Consider the following 14,839-nt stretch of genomic DNA (forward strand, 5'->3'; position numbering starts at 1 on the left):
GGTCTCAGTCGCGCAAGGTTGCGAGATAGGCGACGATGTCTTCGATCTGTTCCGCATCGAGGATCGGCTTGCCTTGCCAATTCCGGCCGACCCGTGTCAGCCCGTCCATGCGATAATAGGACGGCATGATGGTGTCCGGATTGAATTTGGACGCATCGACCAGGCGCAGCCGCAGCTGCGGAATCGTCCAGCGGCCGCCGGCGCCCGCGAGATTGGGCGCGAGATCGCCCTGAAAGCGCAGTTCCGGGAACGGACCGGAATGACAGAGGATGCAGGTGGTCGTGCGGTCCACCACCAGCGCGCGCCCGCGTGCCGCATCGCCCGGCCGTCCGGTCAGCGACTCGGCAATTCCGTCGCCGGTGATCGTGGCGGACGTGCGCGTCTGCGCAGACGCCATATGGGACAGCGCGGCTGCCAGCACGACGATCGCAACCAACCGCCTAACCAAACGCATCACCCGTTAAGGTCTTGAACCAGGTCTCGGCCGTTGCGGCCTCCTTGGCGCGCATCTCGCGTGGCGCATCGAGCGGGCTGGTGCGGCTGCCTTCGACCTCGGCGAAGATCTCGCCCTTGGGCTGATAGACGCCGGCCAGCGAGAACCCGTAGCCGGGCGCGACAATGTTGTAGCAGATGCCGGTCAGCGTCGGCGTCTCCGGCGCCTTGCTCGCGAGATGCGCGACGATGGCTGCGGCGCAAGCTTTGCCCTGCGCCTGCGCCGCCGCCGCCGATTTCGGGATACCGCCGCCGAGGCAGGCATCGCCGATCACATGAATGTCGGGGACGAGCTTCGATGCAAACGTCACGGGATCGATCGGACACCAGCCGGTGTGATCGGCCGCGCCGGCAAGTGCGGCAATGCGGCCGGCCTTCTGCGGCGGGATGATGTTCGCCACTTGCGGATTGTAGTTGCCGAACTCGGTGACGATGGTACCGGCCGTAACGTCGACGGCGGTGACGCGTCCGCCCTGCGACAGCGAGATGCGCTCGATCATGCCGCCATAGAGCTGATCCCAGGCCTGCTCGAACAGCTTCTGCTGCGAGAACGTGTCCTTGGCATCGAGGATCAGCACCTTCGATCGCTGCTTGTTGGCCTTGAGATAATGCGCGATCAGGCTGGCGCGCTCGTATGGCGCGGGCGGGCAGCGCATGGGATTGGCGGGCACCGCGATCACGACGGTGCCGCCATCCTCCATCGCCTCGATCTGCCGCCGCAGCAAGAGTGTCTGCTCGCCGGCTTTGTAGGCATGCGGCATCCTGGCCGACGCTGTCTCGTCATAGCCTTGCAACGCCGTGAAATCGAGATCGATGCCGGGCGAGAGCACCAGACGGTCGTAGCTGAGCGCGCTGCCGTCGGCGAGCGTCACCCTGTGCGCGTGTGCATCGACCGTGGTCGCCGCCTGCACGATCACCCGCACGCCTTCATTTGCGATCTTGTCGTAGGTGAACTGCTGTGCGGTGATGTCGCGCAGGCTGGCGATCACCTCGTTGCTCAGGGGGCAGGAGGTGAAGGTCGGGTTGGCCTCGACCAGCGTCACGTCGAGATTCGGATTCGCCCAGCGCAGCGTCCGCGCGCAGCTGGCGCCGCCAAAGCCGCCGCCGATCACGACGACATGCGCCGAGGCTTTCGCCCTCAACACGTGGGGATAAGCAACGGCGCTCGTGGTCACGGCCATTCCGGCTACGACCTGCCTGCGCGTCAGCGCCTGTTTCGGATCATTCGGCATGAGGCCAGCATATCACGGCGGCGGCATCGAGCGTGAGGCCGCCGCCGGCTCGTATCAGGCGAAGCTGATGTTCTGGTCGCGGAGCGGCACCGAGCGGATGCGTTTGCCAGTGGCAGCGAAATAGGCGTTCAGCACCGCCGGAGCAGCGACGCTGATGGTGGGCTCGCCGACCCCGCCCCAGAAACCGCCGCTCGGCATCAGGATCGACTCCACCTTCGGCATCTCGTTGATGCGCATCGAATTGTAGCTGTCGAAGTTGGTCTGCTCGATGCGGCCGTCCTTCACGGTGCAGCCGCCATAGAAGAGACCGCTCAGACCATAGACGAAGGAGCCCGCGATCTGCCGCTCCACCTGCGCCGGATTGACGATGTAGCCAGGGTCGGTCGACGCCACGATCCGATGCACCTTTATTTTGGTGCCGTCCGTGACCGAGATCTCGGCGGCGGCCGCGACATAGCTGCCATAGGAATGCAATTGGGCGAGGCCGCGATAGACGCCCTGCGGCGCTTCCGTGCCCCAGCCGATCTTGTCCGCAACCGCCTCCAGCACCGCGAGGTGCTTCGGATGGTCCTTCATCAGTTTGCGCCGGAACTCGAGTGGGTCCTGGCCGACCGCATTGGCGAGTTCGTCCATGAAGCATTCCAGATAGATCGCGTTCTGGTTCACGTTCACGCCGCGCCAGAAGCCCGGGATGATGTGCGGATTGCGCATGGAATGCTCGATCAGCAGGTTCGGCACCGAATAGCCAATCATCGCATCGCCCGAGGCATTGAACCCGGCAAAGGTCGCTGGGTCCTTGCCGTTCACCAGCGCGTCGGGGCGCAGGCTGTACAGGATCGACTGGCCGGAGATCCGGATATGCAGCGCGGTGAGGTTGTCGTCGGCATCGAAGCCGCCGGTCAGCTTGCACTGGGTGATCGGATGATAGCGGCCGTGCGTCATGTCTTCCTCGCGCGACCAGAGCAGCTTGATCGGCGTCCCCGGCATTTGCTTCGCGATCAGCACGGCCTGACGGACATAGTCGGTCTGACCACGCCGGCCGAAGCCGGTGCCGAGCATGATCTTGTGCACCTCGCATTTGTCGGCCGGCAAGCCGGTCGCCTCCAGCACCGCGGCGAATGCCGCTTCGCCGTTCTGCGTGCCGCACCACACTTCGCATTTGTCGGCCGTGTAAAGCGCGGTCGCGTTCATCGGCTCCATATTGGCGTGGTTCTGATAGGGATAGTTGTAGACGGCCTCGACCTTCTTGACCGCGCCGGCGAGCGCGGCCTTCACCTCGCCGTTCTCGTTGCCGACATAGGCCGGACCGGAGGCGAGACCTTCGGCGAGCCATTGCGCGATCGAGGCGGAGGACACCTTGGCGTTCGGGCCTTCGTCCCAGACGATCGGCAGCGCATCGAGCGCCGTCTTCGCATGCCACCAGGTGTCGGCGATCACGGCCACCGCGGTGCCGTCGACGGCGACCACCTTCTTGACGCCCTTCATGCCGGCGATCTTGGCCTCGTCGTAGCTCTTCAGCTTGCCTCCGGTGACCGGGCAATCCTTGATCGCGGCATTCAGCATGCCGGGCAGCTTGACGTCGATGCCGTAGGTCATGGCGCCCGTGACCTTGTCGGCGGTGTCGAGCCGCTTCACGCCTTTGCCGATCAGGGTCCAATCCTTCGGATCCTTCAGCTTGACGTCTGCCGGCGGCGAAAGCTTCGCGGCAGCTTCGGCGACCTTGCCGTAGGTCGTGCTCCTCTTTGAGGGCGTGTGGGAGATGATGCTGTTGGCGGCGGCGCATTCGGAGGCCGGCACCTTCCATTCGTTTGCCGCGGCCTGGATCAGCATCATGCGTGCGGCGGCGCCGCCCTTGCGGACATAATCCTGCGAAGCGCGGATGCCGCGGCTGCCGCCGGTCGAGAAGTCGCCCCAGACCCGCTTGCGGGCGACGTTCTGTCCGGGCGTCGGATATTCGGTCGTCACCTTGCTCCAGTCGCAGGCGAGTTCTTCGGCGACGAGCTGCGCGAGGCCGGTCAAGGTGCCCTGGCCCATCTCGGAGCGGGCGATCCGGATCACGACGGTGTCGTCAGGCCGGATCACGACCCAGGCGTTGACCTCCGGCGCGCCGTCGGCGGCGCGTGCCATTTGAGGTCCCCCGAAGGGGATGTCGAGCCCGAGTGCGAAGCCACCGCCGAGTGCGGCCGTGCCGATCACGAAAGCGCGACGATTGAGCCGAGGCGTCACGTGCTGGTTCATGATCGCCTCCTTATGCGTTCGCCGCGGCATGGATCGCCTCGCGGACCTGCTGGAAGGTGCCGCAGCGGCAGATGTTGGTGATGTTGTCGTTGATGTCCTGGTCGGTCGGCTTCGGATTGTCCTTGAGCAGCGCCGCCACCGCCATGATCATGCCGGTCTGGCAATAGCCGCATTGCGGCACGTCGTTGTCGAGCCAAGCCTGCTGCACCCGGTGCAGGGCGCCCTCGCTCGCCAGACCTTCGATGGTGGTGATCTGTTTGCCATCCGCTTCTGAAACGGTGACTCCACAGGAGCGCACCGCGGCGCCATCCAGATGCACGGTGCAGGCGCCGCATTGTGCGATGCCGCAGCCATATTTGGTTCCGGTCAGTCCGGCGTTCTCGCGGATCGCCCAGAGCAGCGGCGTATCGGGCTCGACATCGAGCGTGTAGGATTTTCCATTGATCGTGAGGTTTGCCATCGCATGTCCCCGGTTCGTTCAACGCGCCCGTTGAACTAATGGCGGCACTGTGGCCCGAAGCCTGGAATCCTTCAAATCAAGAATATGCGTTTGAGTCGCGGAAGAGACGTGATCGTGCGGTGTTCGCAATCACGTTGAGCCGTTGTGTGCGTGCGAGCAGCGACCGCCTATGCGTTCCGCGGCGGTGTCACGGCAAGCCGCAGGAAGCTCATGGCGCTGCCGAGCGCGGCAAATCCGGCGCCCAGCGCCAGGGCCAGCGTTGCGCCTTGGTGGCCCGCCAGGCTGAAGCAGAGCGCAGCGAGCGCCGCCCCTGTGGTCTGGCCAGTGAGCCGGGCGGTTGCGACGATGCTGCTTGCGCTGCCGCTGCGGTGCGGCGGTGCGCTCGACATGATGGCCTTCATGTTGGGAGCCTGGAAGAAGCCGAAACCGATGCCGCAGATCAGCATGCGCCAGACGATGTTTGGGATGCTTGGGTTCTCAGGTAAGAGCGCGAGCAGCGCCATGCCAAGGCCGAGCAGGACGAGGCCGATGCCGCCGAGCAGACCGGCCGGGAAGCGGTCGGAGAGCCGGCCGGCGATCGGCGCCATGATCGCAACCGCCAGCGGCCACGGCGTCATGAAGAAGCCGGTCTCGACCTGCGAGCGATGCAGGATGTCCTCGAAATAGAAGGGCAGCGACACGAAGCCGAGACCCTGGACCGAGAACGAGCAGACCGCGGTTGCCGCCGACAGCGCGAACATCCCGCGGCGGAACAGATCGATCGGCAGCATCGGCGCCGGATGCTCGGCATGGCGCCGGTTCAGGATCAAGCCGAGCACGACCGCGCCGGCGAGTTCGATCACGACCGCGAGCGGAGCCGCGCCGTGAGCGGCGCTGCCGATGGCGGTGATGAAGAGGCCAAGGCAGCCGGCCGCCAAGGCGGCGCCAAGAAAATCGAAGCCGTGCGCGGCGCGCGGCGTCCGCGGTAGCATCCTCAAGCCGATGATGATGGCGACCAGGCCGAACGGCAGGTTGACCGCGAACAGCCAGGGCCAGGAGCCGAGCGCGAGAATGCCTGAAGCGATCGTCGGCCCGAAGGTGAAGGCGATCCCGACCACCAGCGCATTATGGCCGAGGCCGCGCCCCAGCATCTTGCCGGGATAGACATAGCGCACCAGCGCCGTGTTCACGCTCATGATGCCGCTGGCCCCCAAGCCCTGCAGCGCGCGGGCCACGACCAGGCTCGGCAATGACCAGGCGAGTGCGCAGCCGACCGACGCCAGGGTGAACAGCACCAGCCCGCCCAGATAGATGCGTTGATGGCCGACGATCTCGCCGAGCGCACCCAACGGCAGCAGGGTTGCGACCAGCGCGATCTGATAGATATTGACCACCCAGACGACATCAGCAGCGCTGACGCGCAGGTCCGACGAGATGGCGGGCAGGGCGATATTGGCGATCGCGGTGTCGAGCGAGGCCATTGCCAGCGCGGTGAAGATGGCGGCGATCGCCCAGCGCCTCCGTCCTTCCGGCAAGCCGTCGGAGGCCGTCTCGCCGGTCGCGGCATGCTTTGGGGCGTGGTGGCGGTTGGACATGCAAGAGCCCTGGGGTATGCCGGCGGCGGATGTGGCGATGTACTACGGAGCCGTCGGTTTCCCCAGCGGTCCCAGCGCATGGCCGTATGCGCGGATGTCGCTCTACCGGCAGTGGCGCGGCAGCGATCCCCATGTTCAAACAACGCGAATTCCAGACATGGAGAGGTGAGCGATGCGGATCGTGGTTCTGCCCGGAGATGGCATCGGGCCGGAAATTGCAGCGGCGACCAGCCAGGTGCTGCGCGCGGCCTCCGAACAATTTCAGCTCGGCCTGGTGCTCGAGGAGCACGCGGTCGGCCATGCAAGCCTCGCACAATTCGGCACCACCGTGCGGCCTGACCTGCTCGACATCGTCCGCGGCGCCGACGGCCTGATCCTGGGGCCGAGCGCGACTTTCGATTTCAAGGACGAGGCGCGCGGCGAGATCAACCCGTCGCGCTATTTCCGCAAGAACCTCGATCTGTTCGCCAATATTCGCCCGGCCCGGACCTATCCCGGCCGTCCCGGCCGCGTCGGCGAATTCGATCTGGTGGTGGTGCGCGAAAATACCGAAGGGTTCTACGCCGACCGCAACATGGAGGAAGGCAATGCCGAGCTGCGGGTCACGGCTGACGTCGTGGTCTCGCTGCGGCGGATCACGCGGCAATGCTGCGAGCGCATCGCGAAGGTTGCCTGCGATCTCGCCATGGCAAGGCGCAAGCGGCTCACGATCGTCCACAAGGCCAACGTCCTTAGAATGGGCGATGGAATGTTTCTCGACGTCTGCCGGGAGATGGCGCTCGGCTATCGGGGCCTCGTGGTGGAGGAGGTGCTCGTCGACGCCGTCATGGCGCATGTGGTGCGCGAGCCGGGCCGCTTCGATGTGCTGGTCACCACCAACATGTTCGGCGACATCCTGTCCGATCTCACCGCCGAGCTATCCGGCAGTCTAGGGCTCGGGGGCTCGCTCAACAGGGGCGCGGATCATGCCATGGCGCAGGCCGCCCACGGCTCGGCGCCCGATATCGCCGGGCAGGACGTCGCCAACCCGGTCTCACTTATTCTTTCGTCCGCTCTGCTGTTGGCTTGGCACGGCGACCGTATCGGCGCACCTCGCTTCGTCTCCGCAGGCGCCGCGATCGAACGCGCCGTGGCGAAGGCGATCGCGGACGGGCAGGCGACCCGCGACATCGGCGGCACGCTCGGCACCGCGGCGGCGGGCGCTGCGATCGCCGCACGATTGACGTAACGCGAAGGGCCGGACCGTGAATTGATCCGGCCCTGCCATTACGTATGTGGTGTGCTATTCGGCACTGCTGACGAGCTTGATGCGCGGCTCCGCCTCATTCATCAGGCTGCGATAGGCGGCGAGATAGTCCAGCGCCATGCGCCGAGCCGTGAAACGGCGCTCGAACTGCGCGCGCACACGGGCGCGGCTGAGATCGGCAAGCCGGCCGACGGCTGCGACCGCGCTGAGCTCGTCCTCGACGATGAAGCCGGTGATGCCGTCGTCGATCACCTCCGGCACCGAGCCGCGGTTGTAGGCGATTACAGGTGTGCCGCAGGCCATCGACTCGATCATGACCAGGCCGAACGGTTCGGGCCAGTCGATCGGCAGCAACAGCCCGAGGGCACCGGAGAGGAATTCCGCCTTTTCGTTGTCGCTGATCTCGCCGATATAGTCGACCAGCGGATTGCCGTTGATCAGGGGATAGATGAGCTGATCGTAATAATCCTGGTCGGCGCGGTCGACCTTGGCCGCAATCTTGAGCGGAATGCCACAGCGCATTGCGATCTTGATCGCGCGGTCGACGCCCTTTTCCGGTGCGATGCGGCCGAGTACGGCAAGATAGCTCGGCGTCGCGGCCTTCGGTTTCAGCAGCATCTCCGGCAGGCCATGCAGCACGGTGCGGACCCAGTTCGCGTTCGGCACGGGGCGGCGCTGCGCATCCGAGATCGAAACCACCGGAACGTCTTTGAACGCGGAGAACACCGGCTGATGCTCGGGCAGGTCAAGCCTGCCATGCAGCGTCGTCAGGAACGGTGTCGGCTGGCGATAGAACAGCGACCACGGATAATAGTCGAGATGGAAGTGCAGTATGTCGAATTCCTCCTCGTCGCATCGCTGCCGCACGTTTTCCAACATCACCATGTGAAGGGCATTGGGGTCGCGGACCGAGCCGTCGAGGCGCAGCGCCCGCGGCCATGTCGCACACAGCTTCGCCGACGTCTGTGAATCCCCGCTTGCAAACAGGGTGACGTCATGGCCGAGCGCGACCAGCTCTTCGGTCAACCAATGAACCACCCGCTCGGTGCCGCCATAGAGCTTCGGAGGTACAGCCTCCGTCAATGGAGCAATCTGCGCAATGCGCATCTCACCGTCTCCCGTCTCTGATCATGGATGAAGATCCCCCGATTGGCACCGGCGTCGACGAAAGCGAGAACGTATTCGCATCTGCGAAGTTCCCTTCAACAATCATTGTTTCTCCGCCACAACGTTTCCACCCGAGGTCTCATTGATGCCATCTCGTCCGCCGAAGCCAGTCGGCTGCGTGCGTGGGACGCCGCTTCGATGGAGATGCAAGTGTCACGGTTCTGACGTTCGTATCATTTCGTGGCGCGCTCATTGACGAGCGTCAGGATCGAAGAACACTAGCAGATTCAAGATTATAGTTTGGCTTTGGATCTGACATTCGCTATCAGAACTCGCCTCCCTACTGTCGCGAATGTCCGATCCGCCACGCGAGTGGAACCGAACAAATGAGTTCGTCGTTGATCTGCTCGGGGCCCGGGCTAGTTCCTCATCAGCCCAAAACGGACATCACATGGACCAGCTTTCAGGTTACGCGCATCGACCTTTTCCCTTCGTCGTGCGCTATCTGCGCCAGCGCCCTGTCTCACACCTCACGATCCTGTCGGCCGTTGTCGGGGCAGTTGCCTGCTCGGTGGGAACGCAATATGGCGTCAAATTTCTAGTCGACAGCCTGTCGGCGGGACCTGGGGGCGTGGGGCAGGTTTGGACCGCCTTTGCCGTCCTGATGGCACTGATTGCGACCGACAACATCTTGTGGCGCGTGGCGAGCTGGATCGCGAGTTTCACGTTTGTCCGCGTCACCGGCGATTTGCGCCGTGACATCTTTCGCCATCTCACCGGACATTCCCCGAGCTATTTCGGTGACCGGCTTCCCGGCATGTTGTCGAGCCGTATCACCGCAACGTCCAATGCCGTGTTCACGGTGGAGAACATGTTCATGTGGAATGTGTTGCCGCCGTGCCTCGCGACGATAGCGGCCATCGTCCTGATTGGAACCGTGAGCGGGGCCATGGCTGCGGGGATGCTCCTGATCGCCGCCGCCATGGTGTTTGCGATGTTCCGCCTCGCTGCCGCGGGCAAGCCGCTGCACGACGACTTCGCCGACAAGGCGGCGATTGTCGACGGCGAAATGGTGGATGTGATCTCCAACATGCCGCTGGTTCGGGCGTTCTGTGGTCTGCGTCACGAGCATGACCGCTTTGACGCCACCGTGGACAAAGAACTGATCGCGCGCGGCCGCAGCCTTCGTTATCTGGAGAAGCTGCGCGTCCTGCACGCGACCGTCACGATCGTACTTACGATCGCCCTGATGGCCTGGGTGATCTCGCTGTGGCAGAAGGGTGGCGCGACCACGGGCGACGTCGTGCTGGTGTGCACGCTAGGTCTCTGCATTCTGAACGCGACTCGTGATCTCGCGGTGGCTCTCGTCGATGTCACCCAGCACGTCGCGCGCATGAGCGAGGCGATTGCCACTCTTCTGCAGCCGCACGAACTGCGCGATCATCCCGACGCCGAGCCGCTGGCCAAGAGCGGGGCCGCGATCGCCTTCAACAACATCACGTTCCAGTATCCCGGCGGCCAGAAGATCTTCGAGAACTTCACGCTGCGGCTGCAGCCGGGACAGCGGGTGGGCCTGGTCGGCCAATCCGGCGGCGGCAAGTCCAGCCTGTTCACGCTGCTGCAGCGGTTCTACGATCCGCAAGGCGGCAATATCACGATCGATGGTCAGGACATCGCGAAGGTTACGCAGCTGAGCCTGCGCGAGGCGATCTCGGTGGTGCCGCAGGACATTTCGCTGTTCCACCGCTCGATTCTGGAGAACATCCGCTACGGCCGCCCGAATGCGACCAACGACGAGGTGCTGCGGGCCGCCATCGCTGCGCGCTGCGACTTCGTCGACAGCCTGCCCGAGGGTCTGCAGACGATGGTGGGCGACCGCGGCGTCAAGCTGTCCGGCGGCCAGCGCCAGCGGATCGCGATCGCGCGCGCCTTCCTCAAGGACGCTCCGATCCTGCTGCTCGACGAGGCCACCGCCGCGCTCGACAGCGAATCCGAAGAAGCGGTCCGCGAGGCGCTGAACCGCCTGATGCGCGGACGGACCGTGGTCGCGATCGCGCACCGGCTCACCACCCTGCGGAACTTCGATCGCGTGGTGGTGCTGAAGGCCGGCAGGATTCTCGAGGACGGTCCGCCGGACCGCCTGATGCAGGGCGAGGGGCCTTATCGCGAGCTTGTGACCCAGGAAATGAGCCGGCTCGCCAAATTCGCGGCCTGACCGATGCACGACACATGAGCGTGGTGTAGAAGGGGACACCTCGCTCATCCGTTTTGCGTTCATTGCCTCCACTCAAAGCGCAATCCAACAACGCACGAGGTCAAGATGTCGGCCGAAGTGGCAAGCAAGCTTTCATCGACGGCGCGCACCGACGAGGCTGTGGCCGAGCAGCCCTTCTATATTCCGATGATGGGGCCCGCGGCGAGGCCGCGGCGCTCGCTCAAGCATGACGACACCTTCATCGTGCTGGACGACCATGGCGACATCGGCGCGTCGGCCGGCGGCCCCGACGGACTCTTCAATGCCGACACGCGCTATCTGGCACGGCTCGAACTGATGCTGGACGAGGTCCAGCCGCTGTTGTTGGGATCGAGCCTGCGTGACGACAATTCGGCATTCACCGTCGATCTGACCAATCCCGATGTCTACAACCAGGGCCGCCTGGTGATGTCGAAGGACATGCTGCACATCGTGCGCACGATCTTCCTCTGGCGCGGCACGGCCTACCAGCGGATTGGGATACAAAACCACGGTGACCGCCGCGCCTCCTTCGATTTGAAGCTGACCTTCGACAACGACTTCGCCGACCTGTTTGAGGTCCGCGGCACCACTCGGCGGCGTCGCGGGACGAGTTCGAGCAAACTGGACGGGCCGGCGGGCGTGCGGCTCGAATATCGTGGGCTCGACGGCGTCACGCGGACGACGGCTCTCAATTTCGACCCGCGCCCGACGCGGCTTTTGGTCAATATGGCAACCTATCATCTGGAGCTGGCGCCGCACGAAACGACCTCTCTCTTCGTAGCGGTCTCCTGCAATACACCGGCCGGCGAGCGGTCGGGACGGTTCTTCCGCAGTCTGCTCGCCCATCGTCGCGAAATGCGCCGCTGCAGCTCTGGCGCGACCTGCATCGAGACCTCCAATGACATCTTCAACGAGGTCCTATGCCAGGCCATGGCCGACCTCAACATGCTGATGACCGATACGCCGCAGGGCCGTTACCCCTACGCCGGCATTCCTTGGTACTCGACCACGTTCGGCCGCGATGGGCTGATTACGGCGATGCAGATGCTGTGGGTGGATCCGCGGATCGCCCGTGGCGTTTTGCGCCGGCTCGCCTTCTATCAGGCCAAGGAGACCGACCCGCTTGCCGACGCAGAGCCCGGTAAGATCCTGCATGAGATGCGGGGGGGCGAGATGGCAGCGCTGCGCGAGGTGCCGTTCGCGTGCTATTATGGCAGCGTCGATTCTACGCCATTGTTCGTCCTGCTCGCCGGGCTCTATTACGAGCGGACCGGCGATATTGATACGCTCCGCGAGCTATGGCCGGCGATCGAGGCGGGCCTACGATGGATCGATGGACCTGGCGATCCCGATCGCGACGGCTTCGTCGAATATCAGCGCGCCTCCGAGCAGGGCCTCGCCAACCAAGGCTGGAAGGATTCCTACGACGCGGTCTTTCATGCGGACGGCAGGCTCGCGGAAGGTTACATCGCGCTTGCAGAAGTGCAGGGCTATGTGTTCGCCGGCAAGCTGCTGGCGGCGCGCACCGCGCGGCATCTCGGCAAGTCGGAGTTTGCCGACGGGCTCGAAGCCCAGGCGGCGCGTCTTGCCGTCCGTTTTGAGGACGCCTTCTGGTGCGATGAACTCAACACTTACGCCCTCGCTCTCGACGGCGAAAAGAAGCCATGTCGCGTGCGCAGCTCGAATGCAGGTCAGCTCCTGTTTAGCGGCATGGCGCGCGACGATCGCGCCCGTAAAGTCGCTGCAGATCTGATGCGGCCGCATTTCTTCTCGGGCTGGGGCATTCGCACCGTGGCCTATGGTGAGACGCGTTACAATCCGATGTCCTATCACAACGGCTCGATCTGGCCGCACGACAATGCCCTGATCGCGCTTGGGCTGGCGCGCTACGGTTTCAAACATGCGGTCGAGCGGGTGTTCAAGGGCCTGTTCGACGCCGCAGCCTATATGGACCTGCGCCGGTTGCCGGAATTGTTCTGCGGTTTCCGCCGGGAGAGAAACCGCGGGCCGACGCTGTACCCGGTCGCCTGTGTGCCGCAGGCCTGGGCCAGCGCAACCCCGCTCACCTTGCTGGAAGCCTCGCTCGGATTGGAGTTCGATGCGGTCAGAGGTGAGATCCGGCTGCGTAACCCGCGGCTGCCGGCGTTTCTGGATTGGGTCGTGCTGCGTGATCTGCAACTCGGATCCTCGATGGTGGATCTGCGCCTGCGCCGTCACGGCGAGGATGTCTCCCTGGAGGTGTTGCGCCGGCGCGGACAGATCCAGGTTTCGATCGTGCTTGCGCATTGACGGTTGACAGGAGCCCGGGAGATCGCATGCGCCGCTGTCACATCGCCTTTGTCACATCGCTGCTCGCAATGCTGGCGAACGGACTGACGCGAGCAGATGAGCTGCCGGCTGCGACACCGTCGCCTGCTCCGACGGAGACGCCAGCGCCGGCTGCAAAGGAACCGGTGCCGCCACCATCGGTCACGATTCTCGGCGCGCGCGACGCGCACAGCATCCTTGGCCGCGACGTGCGCAGCTCCAGCGGTGAGGACATGGGCCACATCGTCGACGTCATCGTGGACCTCACGGGCACGGTCCGGGCGGCCGTGATCGACTTCGGCGGCTTCCTCGGAGTCGGCAGCCGCAAGATCGTGGTCGATTGGACTGCGCTCAATTTCGCGCATCTCGCCGACAAGAGCGATCACATCACCCTCGATCTGAACAAAGAGCAGGTCAAGGCGGCGCCGGAATACAAGGAAGACAAACCCGTTGTCGTGTTGGGGGCGGCGGGCAAGTTGTCACCTTGGCTTTTTGATCATTGAGTTCGTTCTGAGATTCCGGGTCTGACGTGGTGCTTGCGCCGGCCTGGAGGACAGGGTGTCTGCGCCCACCGATCGAGACTCTATATTGAGACACGGAGAGCCATGCTGATTGCGCGGCCGTCCAGATCGATTGACCGAGGCAGTCCCGATCGCCGCGATGACGCGGACAAGCGCGCTCGCCCCAACGCCGGGCTGAGCCCGAGCCCGCCGCCGCCGCGACAGCCGCAGCCTTCTCGGCAGAGCCGGCGTGGTCTCGACTGGTTCATCTTCTTCCTCGCCGATGTGCAGACCGGGTTCGGACCGTTCATTGCGGTTTATCTGACCACCCAGAAATGGACACAGGCTCAGATCGGCCTGGTGCTCTCGATCGGCGGCATCGTCGGCCTGATTGGCCAGATGCCGGGAGGAGCGATCATCGATGCCGCGAAATCGGAGCGACTGGTTGCGGGCCTTGCCGTCGGGACGATCGGCTGCGCGGCGCTCGCCTATGCTGCTTGGCCGATCTTTCCCGTGGTGGCGGCGGCGGCAACGTTGCATGCTGCAGCCAGCTGCGTCTTGGGGCCGGCGATCGCGGCGATCAGCCTCGGGCTGGTCGGACCGCGTGGCATGGCCCGGCGGCTGGGCCGCAATGCCCGCTTCGCCTCGCTTGGCAATGGCGTGGCTGCCGCCGTGATGGGGACCTGCGGCTATCTGCTCTCCAGCCGCTCGGTGTTCCTGGTTACCTTCGTCCTGGCGTTTCCGACGCTCATTGCGCTGTCGCGGATTCGGGATAACGAGATCGATATCGCGCGAGCGCATGGCGAGGCGGGCCCGCGCGACCAGGAAGATGCTTGGTTTGCAAGCCTTTTGAACTTGCTGGGGAAACGGGCACTCGTGATCTTCGCCTGTGGCGTGTTCCTGCTGCAGATGGCCAATGCCGCGATGCTGCCCTTGATGGCGGGCGTGGTGACGACGCGCTCCAGCGAATGGGCCACGGTTTTGATCGCTTTCTGCATCGTGGTCCCGCAGGCTATCGTGGCTTTGACTTCGCCGTCGGTGGGGGCCGCGGCGCAGTCCTGGGGCAGGCGTCCGCTTCTGCTGCTGGGGTTCGGAGCGCTGGTGATTCGCGGGCTATTGTTTGCGGTGGTGCACGATCCCTATCTGCTGGTCGCAGTGCAGATCTTCGACGGCATCACCGCGGCCGTCTTCAGCGTGATGGTGCCGCTGATCGTGGCGGACGTTGCCTTCGGCAGCGGTCACTTCAATCTGGCGCAGGGCATCGTCGGAACCGCGACAGGCATCGGCGCATCGCTGTCGACCGTGCTTGCCGGCTATGTCAGTGACAAATTCGGCAGTCCCACCGCCTTTGCCGGCCTTTCGGGGGTGGCGATGCTTGGCCTCTTGCTGATCGCGCTGCTGATGCCGGAGACACGGCAGCGCCACAACAGAGGGCGTCCTTGAGCGA

The 14,839-nt window shown here is 64.5% G+C and carries 11 protein-coding genes; 5 read left to right on the forward strand and 6 right to left on the reverse strand.

Annotated features, from left to right (window positions below):
- Positions 1 to 4: 4 nt before the first annotated feature.
- The 5 genes from soxX to QX071_RS23280 all read right to left on the reverse strand — a co-directional run bounded on the left by soxX (position 5) and on the right by QX071_RS23280 (position 5,996).
- A complete protein-coding gene (gene soxX, locus QX071_RS23260) occupies positions 5 to 454 on the reverse strand; it encodes a sulfur oxidation c-type cytochrome SoxX (protein WP_409977539.1) in 450 nt (149 codons plus the stop codon).
- Positions 441 to 1,724, reverse strand: a complete 1,284-nt coding sequence (locus QX071_RS23265; RefSeq protein WP_315707034.1) for an NAD(P)/FAD-dependent oxidoreductase — start codon at positions 1,722 to 1,724, stop codon at positions 441 to 443. The genes soxX and QX071_RS23265 overlap by 14 nt, the downstream gene beginning before the upstream one ends.
- A 54-nt stretch (positions 1,725 to 1,778) precedes the next feature.
- On the reverse strand, positions 1,779 to 3,962 hold the full coding sequence (locus QX071_RS23270; protein WP_315707033.1) for a xanthine dehydrogenase family protein molybdopterin-binding subunit: 2,184 nt from the start codon (positions 3,960 to 3,962) through the stop codon (positions 1,779 to 1,781).
- A 10-nt stretch (positions 3,963 to 3,972) separates the two neighbouring features.
- Positions 3,973 to 4,422: a (2Fe-2S)-binding protein gene (locus QX071_RS23275; protein ID WP_315707032.1), complete on the reverse strand. Its 450-nt coding sequence runs from the start codon at positions 4,420 to 4,422 to the stop codon at positions 3,973 to 3,975.
- A gap of 167 nt (positions 4,423 to 4,589) precedes the next feature.
- Complete coding sequence (locus tag QX071_RS23280; protein WP_315707031.1) at positions 4,590 to 5,996, reverse strand: MFS transporter; 1,407 nt, start codon at positions 5,994 to 5,996, stop codon at positions 4,590 to 4,592.
- A 172-nt stretch (positions 5,997 to 6,168) separates the two neighbouring features.
- On the opposite strand from QX071_RS23280, the gene QX071_RS23285 reads away from it, so the two are divergent.
- On the forward strand, positions 6,169 to 7,224 hold the full coding sequence (locus tag QX071_RS23285; RefSeq protein ID WP_315707030.1) for an isocitrate/isopropylmalate dehydrogenase family protein: 1,056 nt from the start codon (positions 6,169 to 6,171) through the stop codon (positions 7,222 to 7,224).
- Positions 7,225 to 7,278: 54 nt separating this feature from the next.
- On the opposite strand, the gene QX071_RS23290 is transcribed toward QX071_RS23285, so the two are convergent.
- Positions 7,279 to 8,349 carry a glycosyltransferase family 4 protein gene (locus QX071_RS23290; protein ID WP_315707029.1) on the reverse strand — a complete coding sequence of 357 codons (1,071 nt, stop codon included), beginning with the start codon at positions 8,347 to 8,349 and terminating at the stop codon, positions 7,279 to 7,281.
- A 451-nt stretch (positions 8,350 to 8,800) separates the two neighbouring features.
- On the opposite strand from QX071_RS23290, the gene QX071_RS23295 reads away from it, so the two are divergent.
- The 4 genes from QX071_RS23295 (at position 8,801) to QX071_RS23310 (ending at position 14,835) form a co-directional block, all read left to right on the forward strand.
- Positions 8,801 to 10,564: an ABC transporter ATP-binding protein gene (locus QX071_RS23295; protein ID WP_315707028.1), complete on the forward strand. Its 1,764-nt coding sequence runs from the start codon at positions 8,801 to 8,803 to the stop codon at positions 10,562 to 10,564.
- A 105-nt stretch (positions 10,565 to 10,669) separates the two neighbouring features.
- The gene (locus QX071_RS23300) at positions 10,670 to 12,874 is read left to right on the forward strand and encodes an amylo-alpha-1,6-glucosidase (RefSeq protein ID WP_315707027.1); all 2,205 of its coding nucleotides are present in this window, start codon (positions 10,670 to 10,672) and stop codon (positions 12,872 to 12,874) included.
- A gap of 68 nt (positions 12,875 to 12,942) precedes the next feature.
- The gene (locus QX071_RS23305; RefSeq protein ID WP_315707096.1) at positions 12,943 to 13,395 is read left to right on the forward strand and encodes a PRC-barrel domain-containing protein; all 453 of its coding nucleotides are present in this window, start codon (positions 12,943 to 12,945) and stop codon (positions 13,393 to 13,395) included.
- A 102-nt stretch (positions 13,396 to 13,497) separates the two neighbouring features.
- On the forward strand, positions 13,498 to 14,835 hold the full coding sequence (locus QX071_RS23310) for an MFS transporter (RefSeq protein WP_315707026.1): 1,338 nt from the start codon (positions 13,498 to 13,500) through the stop codon (positions 14,833 to 14,835).
- Positions 14,836 to 14,839 lie beyond the last annotated feature (4 nt).

It is taken from the genome of Bradyrhizobium sp. SZCCHNS1022, from assembly GCF_032484835.1.
Classification (GTDB): Bacteria; Pseudomonadota; Alphaproteobacteria; order Rhizobiales; family Xanthobacteraceae; genus Bradyrhizobium.

Excerpts from the sequence above, each read along its gene's own strand:
- QX071_RS23300 (WP_315707027.1), top strand. The coding sequence starts at position 10,670 with ATGTCGGCCGAAGTGGCAAGCAAGCTTTCATCGACGGCGCGCACCGAC.
- QX071_RS23310 (WP_315707026.1), top strand. The coding sequence starts at position 13,498 with ATGCTGATTGCGCGGCCGTCCAGATCGATTGACCGAGGCAGTCCCGAT.
- QX071_RS23265 (WP_315707034.1), bottom strand. The coding sequence starts at position 1,724 with ATGCCGAATGATCCGAAACAGGCGCTGACGCGCAGGCAGGTCGTAGCC.
- QX071_RS23275 (WP_315707032.1), bottom strand. The coding sequence starts at position 4,422 with ATGGCAAACCTCACGATCAATGGAAAATCCTACACGCTCGATGTCGAG.
- QX071_RS23290 (WP_315707029.1), bottom strand. The coding sequence starts at position 8,349 with ATGCGCATTGCGCAGATTGCTCCATTGACGGAGGCTGTACCTCCGAAG.
- QX071_RS23305 (WP_315707096.1), top strand. The coding sequence starts at position 12,943 with ATGCTGGCGAACGGACTGACGCGAGCAGATGAGCTGCCGGCTGCGACA.
- QX071_RS23295 (WP_315707028.1), top strand. The coding sequence starts at position 8,801 with ATGGACCAGCTTTCAGGTTACGCGCATCGACCTTTTCCCTTCGTCGTG.
- QX071_RS23270 (WP_315707033.1), bottom strand. The coding sequence starts at position 3,962 with ATGAACCAGCACGTGACGCCTCGGCTCAATCGTCGCGCTTTCGTGATC.
- QX071_RS23280 (WP_315707031.1), bottom strand. The coding sequence starts at position 5,996 with ATGTCCAACCGCCACCACGCCCCAAAGCATGCCGCGACCGGCGAGACG.
- QX071_RS23285 (WP_315707030.1), top strand. The coding sequence starts at position 6,169 with ATGCGGATCGTGGTTCTGCCCGGAGATGGCATCGGGCCGGAAATTGCA.
- soxX (WP_409977539.1), bottom strand. The coding sequence starts at position 454 with ATGCGTTTGGTTAGGCGGTTGGTTGCGATCGTCGTGCTGGCAGCCGCG.